The sequence below is a fragment of the Cardiobacterium valvarum genome, assembly GCF_900460955.1.
Classification (GTDB): domain Bacteria; phylum Pseudomonadota; class Gammaproteobacteria; order Cardiobacteriales; family Cardiobacteriaceae; genus Cardiobacterium; species Cardiobacterium valvarum.
In genome coordinates, this window is the sequence record NZ_UFUW01000001.1 from 1,859,031 (window position 1) to 1,876,005 (window position 16,975).

General features: G+C 59.9%; 20 protein-coding genes. 13 read left to right on the top strand and 7 right to left on the bottom strand.

Annotation, left to right across the window (positions count from 1 at the left end):
* Positions 1-30 precede the first annotated feature (30 nt).
* From DY250_RS09045 to DY250_RS09055, 3 genes are all read left to right on the top strand, one after another.
* Entirely contained in the window at positions 31-1,056 is a 1,026-nt protein-coding gene (locus DY250_RS09045; RefSeq protein ID WP_115612015.1) for a Gfo/Idh/MocA family protein, read from the top strand.
* 3 nt (positions 1,057-1,059) lie between these two features.
* The gene (locus DY250_RS09050) at positions 1,060-1,716 is read left to right on the top strand and encodes a DNA alkylation repair protein (RefSeq protein WP_115612016.1); all 657 of its coding nucleotides are present in this window, start codon (positions 1,060-1,062) and stop codon (positions 1,714-1,716) included.
* Between the two features lie 103 nt (positions 1,717-1,819).
* Entirely contained in the window at positions 1,820-2,941 is a 1,122-nt protein-coding gene (locus DY250_RS09055; RefSeq protein ID WP_245951088.1) for an MBL fold metallo-hydrolase, read from the top strand.
* Positions 2,942-3,054: 113 nt separating this feature from the next.
* Here DY250_RS09055 and DY250_RS09060 read toward each other — a convergent pair whose 3' ends face one another.
* Positions 3,055-3,513, bottom strand: coding sequence for a PH domain-containing protein (locus DY250_RS09060; protein ID WP_115612017.1), 459 nt, complete (start codon positions 3,511-3,513; stop codon positions 3,055-3,057).
* Between the two features lie 617 nt (positions 3,514-4,130).
* Here DY250_RS09060 and DY250_RS09065 point away from each other — a divergent pair.
* The gene (locus DY250_RS09065) at positions 4,131-5,000 is read left to right on the top strand and encodes a DMT family transporter (protein ID WP_115612018.1); all 870 of its coding nucleotides are present in this window, start codon (positions 4,131-4,133) and stop codon (positions 4,998-5,000) included.
* On the opposite strand, the gene DY250_RS09070 is transcribed toward DY250_RS09065, so the two are convergent.
* The 5 genes from DY250_RS09070 to DY250_RS09090 all read right to left on the bottom strand — a co-directional run bounded on the left by DY250_RS09070 (position 4,997) and on the right by DY250_RS09090 (position 8,712).
* The gene (locus DY250_RS09070) at positions 4,997-5,269 is read right to left on the bottom strand and encodes an alkaline protease (RefSeq protein ID WP_115612019.1); all 273 of its coding nucleotides are present in this window, start codon (positions 5,267-5,269) and stop codon (positions 4,997-4,999) included. The two genes, DY250_RS09065 and DY250_RS09070, sit on opposite strands and share 4 nt — an antisense overlap.
* Positions 5,266-5,994, bottom strand: a complete 729-nt coding sequence (nfsA, locus tag DY250_RS09075; RefSeq protein ID WP_172542308.1) for an oxygen-insensitive NADPH nitroreductase — start codon at positions 5,992-5,994, stop codon at positions 5,266-5,268. Before nfsA ends, DY250_RS09070 begins: the two co-directional genes overlap by 4 nt.
* Before the next feature lie 35 nt (positions 5,995-6,029).
* Positions 6,030-6,389 carry a DUF6463 family protein gene (locus DY250_RS09080; RefSeq protein ID WP_115612020.1) on the bottom strand — a complete coding sequence of 120 codons (360 nt, stop codon included), beginning with the start codon at positions 6,387-6,389 and terminating at the stop codon, positions 6,030-6,032.
* Positions 6,390-6,555: 166 nt separating this feature from the next.
* On the bottom strand, positions 6,556-6,990 hold the full coding sequence (locus DY250_RS09085; RefSeq protein ID WP_115612021.1) for a hypothetical protein: 435 nt from the start codon (positions 6,988-6,990) through the stop codon (positions 6,556-6,558).
* Positions 6,991-7,065: 75 nt separating this feature from the next.
* Entirely contained in the window at positions 7,066-8,712 is a 1,647-nt protein-coding gene (locus tag DY250_RS09090; protein ID WP_115612022.1) for a glutamine--tRNA ligase/YqeY domain fusion protein, read from the bottom strand.
* 80 nt (positions 8,713-8,792) lie between these two features.
* Here DY250_RS09090 and DY250_RS09095 point away from each other — a divergent pair, with 80 nt between their 5' ends.
* From DY250_RS09095 to DY250_RS09135, 9 genes are all read left to right on the top strand, one after another.
* Positions 8,793-9,458, top strand: coding sequence for a transglycosylase SLT domain-containing protein (locus DY250_RS09095; RefSeq protein ID WP_245951089.1), 666 nt, complete (start codon positions 8,793-8,795; stop codon positions 9,456-9,458).
* Positions 9,458-10,018, top strand: a complete 561-nt coding sequence (locus tag DY250_RS09100) for an L-threonylcarbamoyladenylate synthase (RefSeq protein ID WP_115612023.1) — start codon at positions 9,458-9,460, stop codon at positions 10,016-10,018. Before DY250_RS09095 ends, DY250_RS09100 begins: the two co-directional genes overlap by 1 nt.
* 15 nt (positions 10,019-10,033) lie before the next feature.
* Entirely contained in the window at positions 10,034-11,158 is a 1,125-nt protein-coding gene (locus DY250_RS09105) for a 5-(carboxyamino)imidazole ribonucleotide synthase (protein WP_006985317.1), read from the top strand.
* Positions 11,159-11,367: 209 nt separating this feature from the next.
* The gene (locus DY250_RS09110) at positions 11,368-11,781 is read left to right on the top strand and encodes an SMI1/KNR4 family protein (protein ID WP_115612024.1); all 414 of its coding nucleotides are present in this window, start codon (positions 11,368-11,370) and stop codon (positions 11,779-11,781) included.
* Positions 11,782-11,907: 126 nt separating this feature from the next.
* Positions 11,908-12,420, top strand: a complete 513-nt coding sequence (purE, locus tag DY250_RS09115; RefSeq protein WP_115612025.1) for a 5-(carboxyamino)imidazole ribonucleotide mutase — start codon at positions 11,908-11,910, stop codon at positions 12,418-12,420.
* Positions 12,417-13,031 carry a uracil-DNA glycosylase family protein gene (locus DY250_RS09120; RefSeq protein ID WP_115612026.1) on the top strand — a complete coding sequence of 205 codons (615 nt, stop codon included), beginning with the start codon at positions 12,417-12,419 and terminating at the stop codon, positions 13,029-13,031. Before purE ends, DY250_RS09120 begins: the two co-directional genes overlap by 4 nt.
* Positions 13,032-13,342: 311 nt before the next feature.
* A complete protein-coding gene (locus tag DY250_RS09125; RefSeq protein WP_115612027.1) occupies positions 13,343-14,371 on the top strand; it encodes a methionine ABC transporter ATP-binding protein in 1,029 nt (342 codons plus the stop codon).
* The gene (locus DY250_RS09130) at positions 14,361-15,068 is read left to right on the top strand and encodes a methionine ABC transporter permease (RefSeq protein WP_115612028.1); all 708 of its coding nucleotides are present in this window, start codon (positions 14,361-14,363) and stop codon (positions 15,066-15,068) included. Before DY250_RS09125 ends, DY250_RS09130 begins: the two co-directional genes overlap by 11 nt.
* A gap of 24 nt (positions 15,069-15,092) precedes the next feature.
* Positions 15,093-15,869 carry a MetQ/NlpA family ABC transporter substrate-binding protein gene (locus tag DY250_RS09135; RefSeq protein WP_115612029.1) on the top strand — a complete coding sequence of 259 codons (777 nt, stop codon included), beginning with the start codon at positions 15,093-15,095 and terminating at the stop codon, positions 15,867-15,869.
* A 477-nt stretch (positions 15,870-16,346) separates the two neighbouring features.
* On the opposite strand, the gene DY250_RS09145 is transcribed toward DY250_RS09135, so the two are convergent.
* Positions 16,347-16,832 carry a copper resistance protein NlpE gene (locus tag DY250_RS09145; RefSeq protein ID WP_115612031.1) on the bottom strand — a complete coding sequence of 162 codons (486 nt, stop codon included), beginning with the start codon at positions 16,830-16,832 and terminating at the stop codon, positions 16,347-16,349.
* Positions 16,833-16,975: the final 143 nt, after the last annotated feature.

A 16,975-nucleotide genomic window follows, 5' to 3' on the forward strand; every position in this document is an offset into this window, starting at 1 on the left:
ACGCGCGTGCTTGAATAAGGAGACATAACCATGCAAAAAATCCGCGTCGGCATCATCGGCCTCAGCGCCAACGGCGGCTGGGGCGCAATGTCGCACTACCCTGCCCTGCGCGCCCTGCCGGAATACTTCACCCTGAACGGCCTCGCAGCGGGCAGCCCCGCCAGCGCTGCTGCCGCCGCCGCAAAATACGGTGTGCCTTATCACACTGCCAGTGCGGCGGCACTGGCGGCGCGCGATGACATTGACCTGCTCGTCGTCGCCGTCAACCTGCCGCAGCACCGTGCCCTGCTGGAAAGCATCATCCCCAGCGGCAAAGCCATCTACTGCGAATGGCCACTCGGTACCGATCCTGCGCAATCCCAGGCGTTGACCGACCTCGCCGACCACTACCATTGCCGCACCTTCATCGGCCTGCAAGCGACGCATTCGCCCTATGTCCGCCGCCTGAAAGCCATCCTTGATGACGCGGCAAGCGGCACAATGCGCAGTTGCACCATTCTCGGCGGCGACCCGTCGCGGGCGCGGCAAACCGTCTCGCGCTACCGCTACGCACAGGCGCAGGAAAACGGCGTCAACACCCTCACCATCCCCTTCGCCCACCTGCTCGCCGCCCTGCGCTACCTCTTCGGCGAGCTGACGCACATGGCGGCACTCACCCGCTGCGCCTTCCCGCAGGTTTATCTCGCAGACACCGGCGAAACCATCCCGCGCACCGCCACCGATAACGTCCTGTTCAGCGGGCAAACCGCTGACGGCGGGCTGATTAACGCCATCTACTCCGGCGCCCTCAGCGGCCTGCGCATGGACATCGAATGCGACAACTGCCGCATCAGCGCGACGGGCAACAGCGGCCACATCCAGTACGAACCGCTGACCATCACCGTGACGCGCGGCGGACGGACGGATACCTTCAACCCGGTCACGGCGGCAGCGGACAACCTGATTGACATCTACCGTGCCGTTCATGCCGACCTGGCCACGGGCAGCCACAGTGTACCCGACTTCGCCGACGCCGTCGCCCACCAGTGCCTGCTGTGGCAACTGGTGGGGAACTGAACCATGGACGCCCCAGCCATCCTCACCGCCCTGCGTGCCATTGCCGTACCTGAAAAAGCGGCACAAATGGCCGCCTACATGAAAAACCGCTTCACCTTTCTCGGCGTCGCCACGCCGGAGCGGCGCCAGATAGGTAAGCCGTATCTCCGGGCGGACAAAGGGCGGACGGTGGACTGGGCCTTTATCGACACCTGCTGGGCCAGTCCTTACCGCGAAATGCACTACATCGCGGCGGACTACCTGCATGCCAAACAAAACCAACTCACCGCAGCGGACATCCCCCGCCTGCAAATCCTCATCAGCCGCAACGCCTGGTGGGACAGCGTGGACAGCTTCATCCACCCGCTCGGCGACATCCTGCGCCGCTGCCCGCAAGCGCGAGCGCCCATAGAGGCCATGAGCCGCGCTGACGACTACTGGCTGCGCCGCGCCGCCATCACCGCACAACTGCTCGCCAAAGACGCCACCGACACCACCCTGCTCGCAACCGTCATCAACAACAACCTCAACCAGCGCGAATTCTTCATCAACAAAGCCATCGGCTGGGCGCTGCGCCAATACAGCAAAACCGACGCTGCCTGGGTGCGGCACTACATCGCCGCACACCGGGACGGCCTGAGCGCACTCAGCATCCGCGAAGCGAGCAAATACCTGGATTAAAGCCGCCCCTGCACCTCTCCTGCGCGAAGCCCTTGGTCCTGCCCACCTCAAACTGCTGCCCCGACCTTACCGGCGAGAGCCGCCCTTTGCCAACAGAATCCTCATGAACCTCCTGTTCCTCGCCCTGAAAACCCTGAAATGGCTCCTCATCCTCACCGTGCTGCTGACGCTTACCGTCACCGCCTATATCCATTTCCACCCAACCTTCGGCGGCAAACCGGATGCGGCCAGTCTCACCAAAATCCGGGCTTCCGAACACTACAACGGCACCCTCTTCCAAAACCTCGAACCGACCGAGCTCATCACGCCGGACGGCAAAAACTACTCCACCCTTGCCTGGCTCCTCGGCTACTTCACCCCGCCGGAAGGCAAGAACCCGGCCACGCCGCTGCCAAGCGAACCACTGCGCGCGGATAAACTCGAAGATGGTCGCCTCGTCTGGTTCGGCCATTCTACCGTGCTCTTCCAGATGGCGGGCAAGCGCCTTATCACCGACCCCGTTTTCTACCGCGCCACTCCCCTGCCCTTCGGCGGCAAACCATTCCCGCAAAGCCACCCTACCCTGCCCGCCGACCTGCCGCCGCTCGATGCCGTCCTCATCTCGCATGACCACTACGACCACCTCGACTACCGCGCCATCCGCGAACTGGACAAAAAAGTGGGGCATTACTACGTTCCGCTTGGCGTCAAGGCGCACCTGCAACGCTGGGGCATCGCCGACGAGAAAATCACCGAAATGGACTGGTTCGAAGCAGCAACCTTGGGCGACATCCGCCTGACCCTCGCTCCCGCACGCCATTTCAGTGGCCGCAACTTCATCAACCGCAACAGAACCCTGTGGGGCTCATGGGTGGTGCAATCGCCCGCTTACCGCCTCTTCTACAACGGCGACAGCGGCTACGGCGCGCACTTCGCCGACATCGGCAAACGCTTCGGGCCGTTTGACATCGTGCTGATGGAAAACGGCGCCTATAACAGCCACTGGGCGAACATCCACATGAAGCCGGAACAATCCGTGCAGGCGGCGGTGGACGTAGGCGCGCAAACCGTGCTGCCGATTCACTGGGCAAAATTTGATCTCTCCAGCCACACCTGGCAAGAGCCGATCGAACGCTTCCGTAAAGCCGCTGCCAGAACCCCGCTCACCGTGGCAACACCCTATATCGGTGAAGTCTTCGACTACCGCGAACCGCCGCAGCGGACGTGGTGGCAGGACGTGCCGTAACACCCATATCTTATTGAATATGAAGGAAAGATACCCACCACAGCTTGTCATTTCTTCTTCAAGATCCAGAGGACAAAAAAAACCCGCCTAACGCGGGTTTTTTATCTAAATCATTATTTAGTTAGTCCTTCTTCTTCCAATAAATTATTTAGTTGCTGCCTGAATTCCAGTGGCCGTGCAATAAACGGAACCGGTGCCTGTCCACCGCCTGTTCCCCGAACCCCGATTGAGCCAAAGTCAAAGATACGTCCCAAAATTCCCTGATTAATGGCTATACTTTCAATACGGTTCAGATTCATTTCTATAGTGTTACGACGGATAAGGCCAAATTTTGCGATCACACGTTTATTGGTAATAGCCATTTCCGTATTTATCACGTTTAGCACAGCATTTATCAGTAAAAAAAATGCAAAGATCCCGAAGAATATGCTCACACCTTCTTCAGCACCCATTGCTATCAATATAAAGATAATTGCCAGTGCAAAACGCCCAATCTGGGACAACCAAGATACTTGTGCACGGTAATAAATACTTTCTCCACTGGAGAGGTTCCCTTCTATATAACTTGCCATATTTTCCTCTATAAAATGTTTACGTTTCCTATAGAGTCAAAATATGAATCTATAGAATCGGGTGAATCTATAGAATCGGGTGAATCTATAGAATCGGGTGAATCTATAGAATCGGGTGAATCTATAGAATCGGGTGAATCTTACTATAAAATGTTGTTTTCAGCAATTATTTTACATATGGATCTGTGTAGAAATAACATGTTAAGAGATATTGACAAAAAAACTGGTGACCATCGGATATTTTCAGCAGGAACCTCCTGCCTTTCGCGTTCTTTACAAGCGTACAGTCAAGCAGGATGAATGCTGGAGTTTGTAGAGGTGTTCCCTGCAACGTCTCTACGTCGTCAAAAAGAAGAAAAATCGTACCGTGACAAGGCTGGTAATTGCCGCAAACCCGGATTTTATCCCGTTCGGTACGCACTAGGCGGCGTAAATACTCGCCCCGTCAAGCGGGATAAATACTGAGTTCGCCAAGCGGCGCAGTTACTGGGCTCACCAAGTGGTGAAGTTGTGGTTTTGTTGCTGCACGCTTTGTTTGCTGTCCCATCCTGCCCTCCCGCCGCTGTCCGGCAACCACGCCGCTATAATGCCCGCCTCTTTGCTTCCGTCACGCCGTCATGTCCCGCTTTCTTTCCCCCGCCTGGCGCGGGGTGCTTTGGTCGCTGTTTTCTTCCCTGAATTTTGCCCTGATGGGTGTCATCACCAAAGCCAGCGCGCAGCATTTCCCTTTTTCTTCCAACGAACTCGCCACCTGGCGCAATCTGCCCGCCACGCTTGCCCTGGGCGGTTTTGCCCTGCTGCGCGGGCAGCGTTTTGCCACGCAGCATCTGCGCGCACACGTCATCCGCAGTGTTTCCGGCAGTGTTTCCACTCTCCTCTATTTCTACACCCTCACGCTGTTGCCGCTGGCCACCGCCGTCACGCTCGGCTACAGCTCGGCCATTTTCCTCGCTCTGCTGTCTTTTATCCTCCTGCATGAACACATCACCCACCGCACCGTCGCCGTGCTGATCATTGGTCTGATGGGTGTCGTCGTACTGCTGCGTCCGGGCTTTTCCGCCGGGCAGGCCTGGGGGCTTTCCTGCGGTCTTTTCGGCGCGGCGGCGACCGGCCTCGCCCATTTGCAGTTACGCGAGATGAGCGCCACCGGTGAACCCGCCTGGCGCATCGTTTTTTATTTTTCGCTGGTCAGCACCCTGATGAGCGCCATGCTAGCCACCGCTCAAGGCTGGCACGCGCCGCCGCTTGCCGCCCTGCCCTATCTGTTCGGCATTGGTGCGAGCGGTCTCACCGCGCAACTGGCGCTCACCCGCGCCTATGCCGTCGGGCAGAAATTCACCGTCGCCGCGCTTTCTTATTTGACCGTCGTCTATTCCGTCGTTTTCGGCCACTATCTCTTCCGCGAAACGCTCGGCTGGCAGGAAATGGCAGGCATCGCCATCATCATCGCCGCCGGGCTCGTCAGCATTACCCGCAATCCTCATTAACGCGGGCATTCTCCCGCCTGCATGCTGACGATATGTTCGGGCGCGATGCACATATGGCAGGCATTGACAAAGGTTAGTCTCTGCCGCCGCCCGTCTGCATCGAAGGTCACGCAGACGGGATCATGCACCTCAGGGCAGCTGCGCGCCGCGCAGCCGGGGCTTTCCAGCGGCGTTTTTGCCGCCATGACCCAAGGTCCGTCGAACGGTCGGCGTTCCCGCTGACAGGCAGCGAGCAATAGCAGCGCCGCCATCATCCACCACGTTTTCATCGCCGTATAAATCCCTGCGCCTGCAAAAACGCCAACACATGCGGACGCAGTGGCTGGTCTAGCGTGTTTTGCACCGCATCCAGCCAATCCCGCGCCTCGCCCGTACGCGCCGTGTAATAAGCGCGCAGTTCTTCATCGTAAACGGCGAACGCTTGCGGGTCGGGGTCGCGATAGCGGTTCTCATGCAGCACCACCTCCTGCGGCAGACGCGGCTTGACGGGCGGGTCCTGCGCCGGATAGCCGAGGCAGAGACCGACTAGCGGCAAACAATGTGCGGGCAGCCCGACCAGTTCCGCTACTGCCGCAATGTCGTTACGCAGCGCGCCGATATAGACGCCGCCGAGGCCGAGCGATTCCGCGACCAGGAGCACGTTCTGCGCCATGATGCCGGTATCCACCGCACCGATTAGCAGCGCTTCCGCCCAGTCGGTCTGCGCTTCTGGCAGGAGCAGGTGGTGTTTGTGGAAATCGACGCAGAAAAGCAGAAACTCCGGACATTCCGTCACATAAGCCATGTCTGACGCGGCACGGCGGATGCCGGCACGAATCGCCGCATCCGTGATGCGGATGACGGACACACATTGCAGATGATTTGAGGTGGATGCCATCCGTCCGGCATCCATTAACGCAGCCAGTGTCTCCGGCGGCACGGGTTTGTCGCTGAATTTGCGGATGGAGCGGTGCGCCAGCGCGGTTTCCAGGGCAGGCAGGCTTTTTATGGACATGATGACCTCACGACAGGATGGAAAGAAATGGCAGCCTATCCCGCCCCGCCTGCCTTCGCAAGCACGAAGGCACAGGCAAGCGCGAGCAGTAAAAACGGCCCCGGCTGCGGGAAGAGCAGGCAAATACCCGCCGCCAGCGCCCACAATCCCAGGATCAGCGACCAACCGAGGCGGCCTGCATCCGCCAGTTGCCAGAATGCCGCGCCAATCAGCATCAGGGCAAAACCAGCCACGATGAACCACAGCAGGGCGAACGCGGCGGCGTCATCGGCACGCACGGCGGCCATCAGGCCGCTACGCCACAGCCGCCGCAGGGTATCGCCCATCAGGATGAATGCCAGGGTGTTGTGCAGGATGCCGGTCGCGACCAGCGCCAAGGAAAGCCATTTCAGCATGATGAACCTCTCTTTTGATGTTGCCTTGCGCCTTAGTATGCGACGAAATTCGCCAAGCGGCCTCGTTACTGGGCCGTCAAGCGGCGTCAGTACTGGGTTCGCCAAGCGGCGTTGTTACTGGCCGTCAAGCGGCGTGATTATCGCAACGAGGCAGTCTCTGCACGATTCAGTACAAAAACGGCAGTCCGCTGGCTTTGCTGATAGCGCGGGCAAAGCGTCGTGCAGCAGCGTTGTTGTCGCGCAAGGTGTAATGCACACGGATGAGCAATGCGTCCACGCCGTCCTTGCCCGTCAGCCAGATTTCCGTGCCGTGCCGGGTGCTTTTGCAGCAATACAAACCGGTGTAGTTGGCTGCGGGATAGGTGGCAAGCCGCTGCCAACGCAGAAAGCGTCGGGCCAGCAGTATGAAGCTGTCACTGGCAGCGATATAACGCACGGCGTTAGCTTCACGATGGCGACGCTTGTGCAGCCATTCTTGTCCCAGTTCAAGCAGCACGCCAACGGCCAGTATTGTTTGATACCACTCACCCGCCTGTATCCAGGTGAATGCCAGAAAGGCGAATAGTGATAAGGCGGTGAGTTGCAGCAGTTGATTGGGCATCGACAGTGCTGTGAAGGTCGCAACCCGGCGGCAAGCCGGTTTGGCACGCGCTGCTGTCGCCATGCGTCGTTGCGCTTATTTGAAGCCGTCGCGCAGTCCGACGGTGCGGTTAAACACGGGGTTGTCCGTCGTGCTGTCCGGGTCAACGGCGTAGTAGCCGAGGCGTTCGAACTGGTACACGGTGCCCGCTTCCGCCGGTGAGGCCGGTTCGGTTTTCGCGCCAGTGATGATGGTGAGCGAGTGCGGGTTGATGGTATCGAGGAAGTGATCCGCTGCCATCGGGTCGGGCTGGCTGAAGAGGCGCTCGTAGTTGCGGATTTCGCAGTCGCGCGCGTGGCGGGCGCTAACCCAGTGAATGACGCCGTTCGCTTTGTAGCCTTCGGGGTTTTTACCGAGGGTATCCGGGTCGTGGTGGCAGCGCAGTTCGATGATGTTGCCCGCAGCGTCTTTGATAACTTCGTCGCAGGTGATGACGTAGCTGCCACGCAGACGCACCGCCTGACCGGGCGCAAGGCGTTTCCATTTTTTCGGCGGTTCTTCGGCGAAGTCGTCCTGCTCGATATAAAGAGTGTTGCCAAACGGTACGGCACGGCTGCCCTGGCTGTCATCCTGCGGGTGGTTCGGCAGCTGGTAGGTTTCTTCATGGTCGTCCGGCAGGCTGGTGATGGTCAGCTTGAGCGGGCGGACGACGGTCATGCGGCGCGCAGCGTGTTCGTTCAGGTAGTCGCGGATGGTGCTTTCGAAGTAGTCGATAGCAATGGTGCCGTCAGCTTTGCTGATGCCGATTTTGCGGCAGAAGTCGCGCAACGCCCCGGCGGGGATGCCACGCCGCCGCATACCGGCGATGGTCGGCATGCGCGGGTCGTCCCAGCCGCTCACGTGCTTTTCTTGCACGAGCTGGATAAGACGGCGTTTGGAAAGGACGGTGTATTCGAGCGAGAGGCGGGCGAATTCGATTTGCTGCGGATGGCAGGGGGTGTCTAGCACGTCCAGTACCCAGTCGTAGAGCGGGCGGTGATCTTCGAATTCGAGGGTGCAGAGGCTGTGGGTGATGCCTTCGAGCATATCCGAGAGGCAGTGGGTGTAATCGTACATCGGATAGACTTTCCACGAGTCACCGGCGTGGAAGTGTGCCGCGTGGCGGATGCGGTAGATGACAGGGTCGCGCATGTTGATGTTGGGCGAGGCCATGTCGATTTTGGCGCGCAGGACGTGGCTGCCGTCCGGGTGTTTGCCGTCCACCATTTCCTGAAAGAGGGCGCGGTTTTCTTCGATGCTGCGTTCACGGTAGGGGCTGTTGCGGCCGGGTTCGGTCAGGGTGCCGCGATTTTCGCGGATTTCTTCGGCATTCTGGCTGTCCACATAGGCGAGACCTTTGTCGATAAGCTGGAAGGCATAGTCCAGTAGCTCAGGGAAATAGTCGCTGGCGTGGTTGAGGTGTTTCCAGTCGAAGCCGAGCCAGTGCACGTCGCGCTGGATGCTCGCCATGTATTCTTCGTTTTCTTTTTCGGGGTTGGTATCGTCGTAGCGCAGGTTGCAGTAGCCGCCGAAGCGCTTCGCCATGTCGAAGTTGAGGCAGATGGATTTGACGTGGCCGAGGTGCAGGTAACCGTTGGGTTCGGGGGGGAAACGGGTGACGATGCGGCCGTCGTTTTTGCCGTTTTTCAGGTCTTCTTCGATGATGTTTTTGATGAAGTTGGCGGCTTCCTGGGTTTGGCTCATGATGTCCTCGTGCGTTGCTGTTTGGGTTCGCCATAGGGCGGTGTAGAATGCGGCATTTTATCAGGTTATATGGGGCTTCAATGCGTTTGCACGGGCTGTTATGTCTTCTCGGTTTACTGGTTTTGACGGCGTGTTCGTCGTATCAGCGGCAGCATCATCGCCACCCGCCGCGTCATCAGCCGGCAAGTGCCGATATGGGGCAGGATCCCTGGGACAATTTCGCGCCGCGCGACCCGCGTTATCAGAATGAGCCGCAACCTGCCGTCTCTTCCATGGAAAATGCCTGTGTGCTGCTCAGCCAGCGCCCGCACTGGGCAGAAGCGCTGGATGCGACGAAGATCCGCTGGCATATCGAGCCGTGGTATGTACTCGCTTTCATGCATCAGGAATCCCGCTTCAACCCGACGGCGATGAGTTCTTCGCAGGCGTATGGCTATGCGCAGGTGAAGCAGCCAACCTGGGAATGGTATCAACTGAAACGCGGCCGGCAGAACGTCTCGCGCGAGCGCTTTGATGACGCGGTGGATTTCATCGGCTGGTATGCCAACCAGAACGTTATCAGGAATGGCGTTGACCTGAACGACGTGAAAAACCAGTACCTTGCCTACCACGAAGGCTTGGGCGGCTTTGAGAACCGCAGCTTCCTCGCCAAACCGTGGCTGATGACCATCAGCGACAAAGTCGCTGACCGCGCCGCCCTCTATCAGGCGCAACTGCTTGACTGCCCCATCACACGCACCTACTGATGCTGCTCGCGCCGGACAAAACCACCTTCCTTGGCCTGCTGCACTCGCGGCAGGTTTTTGCTTATCCGACCGAAGCGGTGTATGGCCTCGGCGGCGATCCGCAGGATGCTGACACCTTCGCGCAAATCCTGCGCCTGAAAGGCGGACGCCGCCCCGGACAGGGGATGCTGCTGGTCGCCGCCGACTGGGCGCAGTGCCACGACTGGGTGGCAGGATTGGATGCCGCGCTCGTCGCCCGCCTCGAACAGGAGGCCGCCGACCGCGCCACCACCTTCATCCTGCCCGCTGCCGATAACGTCCCCGCCTGGCTGCGCGACGAAGCCACGGGGCGTATCGCTATCCGCGTCTCGCGTCACCCGCTCGTCTGCCAACTCTGCGCCTGGGCGGACAGCCCGCTCATCTCCACCTCCGCCAACCCCAGCGGTGCGCCACCGGCGCGCAGCGCGGCGGAAGTGCAACACTACTTCCCCGCCCTGCCGGTGATTGCGGGCGCACTCGGCGGCGAGGATAAACCCAGCCGCCTTTTGGATGTGGCAAACGCCATCCTCATACGCGACTGAAACAAGGAGAGAACCATGAAACTCGCCATCCTCGGCGGCGGCCAGCTCGGCAAAATGTTCCTGCAAGAAGCGACGGACTACCCCATGCCGGTCGCCGTTCTCGACCCCGACCCGCGCGCGCCCTGCGCTGCCATGACCGGCCTCTTCAAACAGGGCGACTTCAACGATAAACAAACCGTGCTCAACTTCGCCCAAGACGCCGCCGCCGTCGGCATCGAAATTGAGCACGTCTCGGTGGAAGCCCTGGAAGAACTCGAAGCGGCGGGCAAACGCGTCATCCCCGCGCCGCGCGTCCTGCGCATCATCCAGGACAAAGGCCTGCAAAAACAATTCTATGCCGACCACAAACTGCCCACCGCGCCGTTCTACCTCGCCGACAGCCTCGCCGATGTTGACCTCGAACGCATCCCGCTGCCCTTCGTGCAAAAAACCCGCACCGGCGGCTACGACGGCAAAGGCGTGCAAGTCATCGTCACCGAAGAAGACCTGCCGAAACTGCGCGACGTGCCCTCCGTCATCGAAACCCTCTGCCCCATCGCGCACGAAATCGCGGTCATCGTCGCCGCTGATGACGACGGCAAAACTGCTGTGTACCCCGTCGTGGAAATGGTCTTCGACAAAGTCCTCAACCTTGTGGACTACGTGCAAATGCCGACCTTCCTCAATGCCAACATCCGCAAACGCGCCCAGGCACTCGCCGTCGAACTCGTGCAGGCCTTCGGCGCGGCAGGCCTCTACGCCGTGGAAATGTTCGTCACCCAGAGCGGTGAAATCTGGATCAACGAAACCGCGCCGCGTGTACACAACAGCGGCCACCTCACCATCGAAGCCTGCGCCAACTCCCAGTTCGAACAAATGTGGCGCCTGCTCGCCGGCATGCCGCTTGCCTCCGTGCAACAGTACCGCCTCGCCGCGATGGTGAACCTCATCGGCGCCTACGGACACAGCGGCCCCGCCGTCCTCGAAGGCCTGGACGAAGTCCTGGCGCTGGATGAAACCTTCATCCACTGGTACGGCAAAGCCGAAACCCGTCCGGGACGGAAAATGGGGCACATCACCGTGCTGGCCGACCACGAACCCGCACTCAAAGCCAAAATCGACAAAATCCGCAAAGCCGTGCGGGTGGTGAGTTACCACTAAAACCGAACCCAGGAAATAAAACCAAGAAATAAAACAGCGTTCGCAGGGTGGGATTTAGCCCACCATCCGCATCATTCTAGTGGGCTGAAGCCCGCCCTGCGGCAAGTTGTCTTTAACACATCGCGCAGCGACAAAATCCCGCAACCACGCCGCTTGGCGACATCCCGCCGAGCAAAAAACAACGGTACAAACCCCACCCAGAAACCACCATGCTGACCCGCGCCAACCTCACCGCCAACCCACACTTCACCCTCCACCCGCCTGCCACAGATACTGCTATCAACGCGGCGGAAGACGCATCCAACATCCCCTTCCCACCGGAGTATCGCGCCCTGCTGCGCCTCACGAACGGCCTGTACAGCGACTGCTGCCTCGTCCTTTATGCCGCCGAAGACCTCGCCACGCGCAACCACGACTACGAAGTCCCGACCTATCTGCCGGACTACCTCATGATTGGCGACGATAGCGGCGGCCAGGCCATCCTCATCGACCGCAGCGGTGCCCTCTATGAAGTCGGCATGGGTGTCATGGATGCAGACTGGCTCGAACCTTCTGCCGCCTCACTGGCAGACCTGCTCATTACCCATGCGGGGAGAACCCTCAGCGAGCGGGAAGACGACTGATATAGGCGTTCCAAATAGAACCGGTACCGCATCGGCCCGCTCGCCGTACTGTCTGAACAGTCCTCGGCTCGCCGCCTTGTCACAGTCCTATTTGAAACGACTATACCCATCCCACAAGGAACCCACATGCACAAAATCGGCATCATCATGGGCAGCGACAGCGACCTCCGCATCATGCAGGACGCTGCCCGCACCTGTGAACAATTCCATACCGCCTACGAACTCACCATCGTCTCGGCGCACCGCACCCCGGAACGCCTGCTCGACTACGGCAAAACCGCCGCCGGGCGCGGGCTCAACGTCATCATCGCCGGCGCGGGCGGCGCAGCACACCTGCCCGGCATGGTCGCCGCCATCACCCCGCTGCCGGTCATCGGCGTACCGATACATTCCAGCAACTCCATCGACGGCTGGGACAGCATCCTCTCCATCCTGCAAATGCCGGCGGGCGTACCGGTCGCCACCGTAGCGCTGAACGGCGCAAAAAACGCCGCCCTGCTCGCCCTGCGCATCTGCGCCAGCCACGACCCCGCCCTGCGCGAGCGCATCGCCGCCTACCAGGACGAAATGCGCCGCAGCGTGCTCGACAAAGCAGCGGCGCTAAAAAGCGAATACCCCTGCGATTACCAGGGCGCATGACGGACACTTCCCCCGCCGATATGCCCGCCGTTATCGAAACCCACCCGCTTGACCCCTTCCTGCCGCCTGCGGCCCGCCTGCTCATGCTGGGCAGTTTCCCGCCGCCGCAGACGCGCTGGAAAATGCCGTTCTACTACCCAAACCTGCAAAACGACATGTGGCGCATCTTCGGCCTCATCTTCTTTGCCGACCGCGATCACTTCCTCACCGCCGACGGCAAAGGCTTCCGCGAAGCCGAACTGCGCACCTTCCTAGCAGCAACAGGCATCGCCATCAGCGACACCGCGCAACGCGTCGAACGTCTGCGCGGCAATGCCGCCGACCAATCGCTACGCATCCTTGAGCCCCTGAATCTTGCGGCACTGCTTGACCGCCTTCCCGCCTGCCGTGCCATCATCACCACCGGTGCTCTCGCGACTGCCACCCTGCTCACGCAACTGCCGGCCACGACCGCTGCCCCGCGTATCGGCGCACCGGTCAGCACCACTTTCGCCGCCCGCCCCCTGCACCTGTACCGCCTACCCTCATCCTCGCGCGCCTACCCGCTGCCGCTGGCACAAAAAGCGGCGGCCTACCGCGACTGCTTCGCCGCAGAAGGATTGCTCGCCTGAACGCCCCCAAACATGCCCGGCCCCTGATTTCGATAGAACTAAAACCAGGTACCCCTTCGGGTACAACAAAGGCTCATACCACCTGCGACGCTTGACGGACCCGGTGTTTACACCGCTTGGCAGGCTCAGCAACGACGCCGCTTGGCGGACCCGGCAAATCATCTGCATGTGCTGGCGCATCTGACCGCATCCGTTCTATCCGGAATGGTTATAACCCCATGCCAAATAGCACTCACACCGCCGCCCTTCCCCGCTTGACCGCCCCATAGCAAGCGCACATAATCGCCCGCCTTTCCCGCATTTACAGAACCATGATTACCCTGCAACACCTGCAAAAAACCTACCGCCACAAAGGCCAAGACATCCACGCCCTGCGCGACATCAACCTGCACGTCGCCCCGGGCGAAATCTACGGCGTTGTCGGACAAAGCGGCGCGGGCAAAAGCACCCTCATCCGCTGCGTCAACCTGCTCGAACGCCCCGACAGCGGCCGCGTCATTGTCTCCGGCGAAGACCTCACCGCACTTGATCCCGCCGGGCTGCTGCGCGCGCGTCACAAAATCGGCATGATCTTCCAGCACTTCAACCTGCTTTCCAGCCGCACCGTCTACGCCAATATCGCCCTGCCGCTGGAACTCATCGGTGCGGACAAAAAAAACATCGCCGCCAAAGTGCAACCCCTGCTGGCGCTGACCGGCCTTGAAGACAAAGCCGGGCACTACCCCGCGCAACTCTCCGGCGGCCAAAAACAGCGCGTCGCTATCGCCCGCGCACTCGCCGCCGAGCCGCAAGTGCTGCTTTCGGACGAAGCGACCTCGGCGCTCGATCCGAAAACCACCGAAGATATCCTTAACCTGTTGAAAAACATCAATGAAAAACTGGGGCTGACCATCCTGATGATCACCCACGAAATGGAAGTCGTCAAACACATCTGCGACAAAGTCGCCCTTATCGACGGCGGACAACTGGTCGAAACCGCCGACGTCAGCACCTTCTTCACCGCGCCCGCCTCGGCGCTTGGCAAACAATTCGTTGCGCAAACCCAGCGCTTCGACCTGCCGGAGGACTACCAGAGGCGCCTCAAACCCGCCGGCACGCACTCCGTCGTCAAAATCGGCTTCCTCGGCCACCACATCGACGAACCCGTCCTCTCCTCGCTGACCAAACGCTTTGGCGTCAACATCAGCATCATTCAAGCCAAAATTGAACACATCGGCAGCAGCACCCGCCACGGTCTGCTCGTCGCCGAAATCATCGGCGAACCGGGGCAGACCCGCGACGCCCTCGCCTACCTCACCACCCAACCCGTCAGCACGGAAATCCTCGGCTATGTTGAATAACCTCCAACAATATTGGGGCGCCTTTACCGCCTGGTTGCACGCCCTCATCGGCGACACCGCCTGGCTCATGCTCGTCAGCGCCTGCGAAACCCTCTACATGACCCTGAGCGCGACCCTCATCGCCGCCATCTTCGGCACCCTGCTCGGCCTCATCCTCTATGCAACGCGACGTGGCCGCTTCCTGGCGAACCCCTACGTCTATTACCCGCTCGGCATCATCGTCAACATCGGCCGCTCCATCCCCTACATCATCCTCGCCCTGTGGATCGTGCCCTTCACCCGCTTCATCGTCGGCGTCTCCATCGGCAACACCGCCGCCATCGTCCCGCTCACCCTCTCCGCCGTCCCCTTCATCGCCCGCATGGTGGAAAACATGCTGAACGAAGTCCCCGGCGGCCTCATCGAAGCAGCACAGGCCATGGGCGCAAGCCCTACGCAAATCATGCGCAAAGTGCTGCTGCCCGAAGCCCTGCCCGGCATCATCAACGCCCTTACCATCACCCTCATCGCCCTCATCGGCTATTCCGCTATCGCCGGCGCCCTCGGCGCGGGCGGACTCGGTAAAGTCGCCTACGCCTACGGCTACCAGCGCTACCGCCCGGACATCATGCTCTACACCGTCTGCATCATCGTCGTGCTGGTGCAGAACATCCAGTGGCTGGGGGACGCCCTCGCCCGCCGCTTCGATCACCGCTAATCCCAACCTAACCGGAGAAAACCCATGAAGAAATTGACCCTTGCCGCCCTCATCGCCGGCCTTGCCGCCGTCGCCCAGGCCGCTCCCTTCAAAGTCGGCGCGATGACCGGCCCCGAAGGCGAACTCGTGCACATCGCCGCCAAAATCGCCAAAGAAAAACACGGCCTGGACGTGGAAGTCATCGAATTCGAAGACTACGTCATGCCGAACGTCGCCCTCTCCGACGGCTCCATTGACGCCAATGCCATCCAGCACAAACCCTACCTCGACGTCATCACCAAAGAGCGCGGCCTTGACCTCGTCGCCGTTGGCAACACCTTCGTCTATCCCGTTGGCGCTTACAGCAAAAAAATCAAAGACATCAAAGAACTCAAAGACGGTGCCAAAATCGCCATCCCGGGCGACCCCACCAACGGCGCGCGCGCCCTCATCCTGCTCGACAAACAGGGCCTGCTCAAACTCAAAGACAACACCAACCTCGAAGCAAGCGTGATGGACATCGCTGAAAACCCGCACAACTACAAAATCAGCGAAATCGAAGCCTCACAAGTGCCGAGCGTGCTGCCCGACGTTGATCTCGCCATCATCAACTCCAACTACGGCGTGAACGCGGGCCTCATCCCGAAACGAGATTCCCTCTTCATGGAAGACGCCGATTCGCCCTATGTCAACATCATCGTCGTGCGCACCGCCGATAAAGACAAAGACGAAGTCAAAAAATTCGTCGAATCCTACCAAAGCAAAGAAGTCGAAGAGGCCGCCGAAAAAGCCTTCAAAGGCGCCGCCGTCAAAGGCTGGTAAAACCCTTTACCACTACACACAGGCATCCGCGAGGATGCCTGTTTTTTTTGCGGCAACGTTCGCCAAGCGGCACAAACACTGGGCACACCAAGCGGGATAAATACTGAGCCCGCCCAGCGGCGTAAATACTGGGCCCGCCAAGCGGCGTAAACACTGGCCCCGCCAAGCGGCGTAAATACTGGGCTCGCCAAGCGGCGTAAACACTGGACCTGCCAAGCGGCGTAAATACTGGTCCCGCCAAGCGGCGTAAACACTGGGCCCGCCAAGCGGCGTAAATACTGGGCCCACCAAGCGGCGTAAACACTGGGCCCGCCAAGCGGCGTAAATACTGGGCCCACTAAGCGGGATAAATACTGAGCCTGCCCAGCGGAGGCTCGGGTGAATGGTCGCAGGAGCCTCTCTACACTCACTGGTACCGCGCTAATCGGACATAAAAAAGGCAGACCACAGTCTGCCTTTCATTTTGCCAGCCGCCGTTTATTGTTTTTTCAGGCGGTAATTGGCTTGTTCGTCCGCGTTGCGTTCGCCGGTGGTGCCGTCGTCGTCACGCATTTCCAGGAGGCCGTCGCCGATGAAGTAAACGTAGCCGTTGCCCGCTTCGTCGAGGCGTAGCAGGGTTTTGTCTTCGTTCAGGCTGTATTTGCCGCGCACGGTTTCCGGCTTGGCGTCTTTTTCTTCGAGGAACAGCGTGGTCAGTTCGTAGCTGCCGTCATCGTTGATGATGAGGGTGGTATCAATACCCGGGCAGCTTGCGCAAGGCAGGACACCTTTGTAAGTGCCGCTGAATGCCGCTTGGCTTGCAGCAGGGGCGGCAGCCGGAGTGGCCTCTGCGGGTGCGGCGGCAGGAGCGGAAGCCGCAGGGGTGCTGGCAGCGGCAGGTTTGGCGGGTTCTGCCGCTTTTTTGTCTTCGCAACCGGTGAGAGCGACAGTGGCGATGGCCAGGGCAAGGGCGAGTCTTTGCATGATTTTTCCTCATGTGTTGTAGGGGGGGCCACTGTATCGGTTTTTTCCCCGTCTGTGGGTGTGTTATGTGAAAAATTACGCCGTTTCTGCTTTATTTTTTGTTCATTTTGCTATTACTATTTTTTTTGCGCTTTAACTATGCC

What these genes read in the sequence shown, in the direction of transcription:
- DY250_RS09045 (WP_115612015.1), top strand. Translation starts at nt 31, where the DNA reads ATGCAAAAAATCCGCGTCGGCATCATCGGCCTCAGCGCCAACGGCGGC.
- DY250_RS09050 (WP_115612016.1), top strand. Translation starts at nt 1,060, where the DNA reads ATGGACGCCCCAGCCATCCTCACCGCCCTGCGTGCCATTGCCGTACCT.
- DY250_RS09055 (WP_245951088.1), top strand. Translation starts at nt 1,820, where the DNA reads ATGAACCTCCTGTTCCTCGCCCTGAAAACCCTGAAATGGCTCCTCATC.
- DY250_RS09060 (WP_115612017.1), bottom strand. Translation starts at nt 3,513, where the DNA reads ATGGCAAGTTATATAGAAGGGAACCTCTCCAGTGGAGAAAGTATTTAT.
- DY250_RS09065 (WP_115612018.1), top strand. Translation starts at nt 4,131, where the DNA reads ATGTCCCGCTTTCTTTCCCCCGCCTGGCGCGGGGTGCTTTGGTCGCTG.
- DY250_RS09070 (WP_115612019.1), bottom strand. Translation starts at nt 5,269, where the DNA reads ATGAAAACGTGGTGGATGATGGCGGCGCTGCTATTGCTCGCTGCCTGT.
- nfsA (WP_172542308.1), bottom strand. Translation starts at nt 5,994, where the DNA reads ATGTCCATAAAAAGCCTGCCTGCCCTGGAAACCGCGCTGGCGCACCGC.
- DY250_RS09080 (WP_115612020.1), bottom strand. Translation starts at nt 6,389, where the DNA reads ATGCTGAAATGGCTTTCCTTGGCGCTGGTCGCGACCGGCATCCTGCAC.
- DY250_RS09085 (WP_115612021.1), bottom strand. Translation starts at nt 6,990, where the DNA reads ATGCCCAATCAACTGCTGCAACTCACCGCCTTATCACTATTCGCCTTT.
- DY250_RS09090 (WP_115612022.1), bottom strand. Translation starts at nt 8,712, where the DNA reads ATGAGCCAAACCCAGGAAGCCGCCAACTTCATCAAAAACATCATCGAA.
- DY250_RS09095 (WP_245951089.1), top strand. Translation starts at nt 8,793, where the DNA reads ATGCGTTTGCACGGGCTGTTATGTCTTCTCGGTTTACTGGTTTTGACG.
- DY250_RS09100 (WP_115612023.1), top strand. Translation starts at nt 9,458, where the DNA reads ATGCTGCTCGCGCCGGACAAAACCACCTTCCTTGGCCTGCTGCACTCG.
- DY250_RS09105 (WP_006985317.1), top strand. Translation starts at nt 10,034, where the DNA reads ATGAAACTCGCCATCCTCGGCGGCGGCCAGCTCGGCAAAATGTTCCTG.
- DY250_RS09110 (WP_115612024.1), top strand. Translation starts at nt 11,368, where the DNA reads ATGCTGACCCGCGCCAACCTCACCGCCAACCCACACTTCACCCTCCAC.
- purE (WP_115612025.1), top strand. Translation starts at nt 11,908, where the DNA reads ATGCACAAAATCGGCATCATCATGGGCAGCGACAGCGACCTCCGCATC.
- DY250_RS09120 (WP_115612026.1), top strand. Translation starts at nt 12,417, where the DNA reads ATGACGGACACTTCCCCCGCCGATATGCCCGCCGTTATCGAAACCCAC.
- DY250_RS09125 (WP_115612027.1), top strand. Translation starts at nt 13,343, where the DNA reads ATGATTACCCTGCAACACCTGCAAAAAACCTACCGCCACAAAGGCCAA.
- DY250_RS09130 (WP_115612028.1), top strand. Translation starts at nt 14,361, where the DNA reads ATGTTGAATAACCTCCAACAATATTGGGGCGCCTTTACCGCCTGGTTG.
- DY250_RS09135 (WP_115612029.1), top strand. Translation starts at nt 15,093, where the DNA reads ATGAAGAAATTGACCCTTGCCGCCCTCATCGCCGGCCTTGCCGCCGTC.
- DY250_RS09145 (WP_115612031.1), bottom strand. Translation starts at nt 16,832, where the DNA reads ATGCAAAGACTCGCCCTTGCCCTGGCCATCGCCACTGTCGCTCTCACC.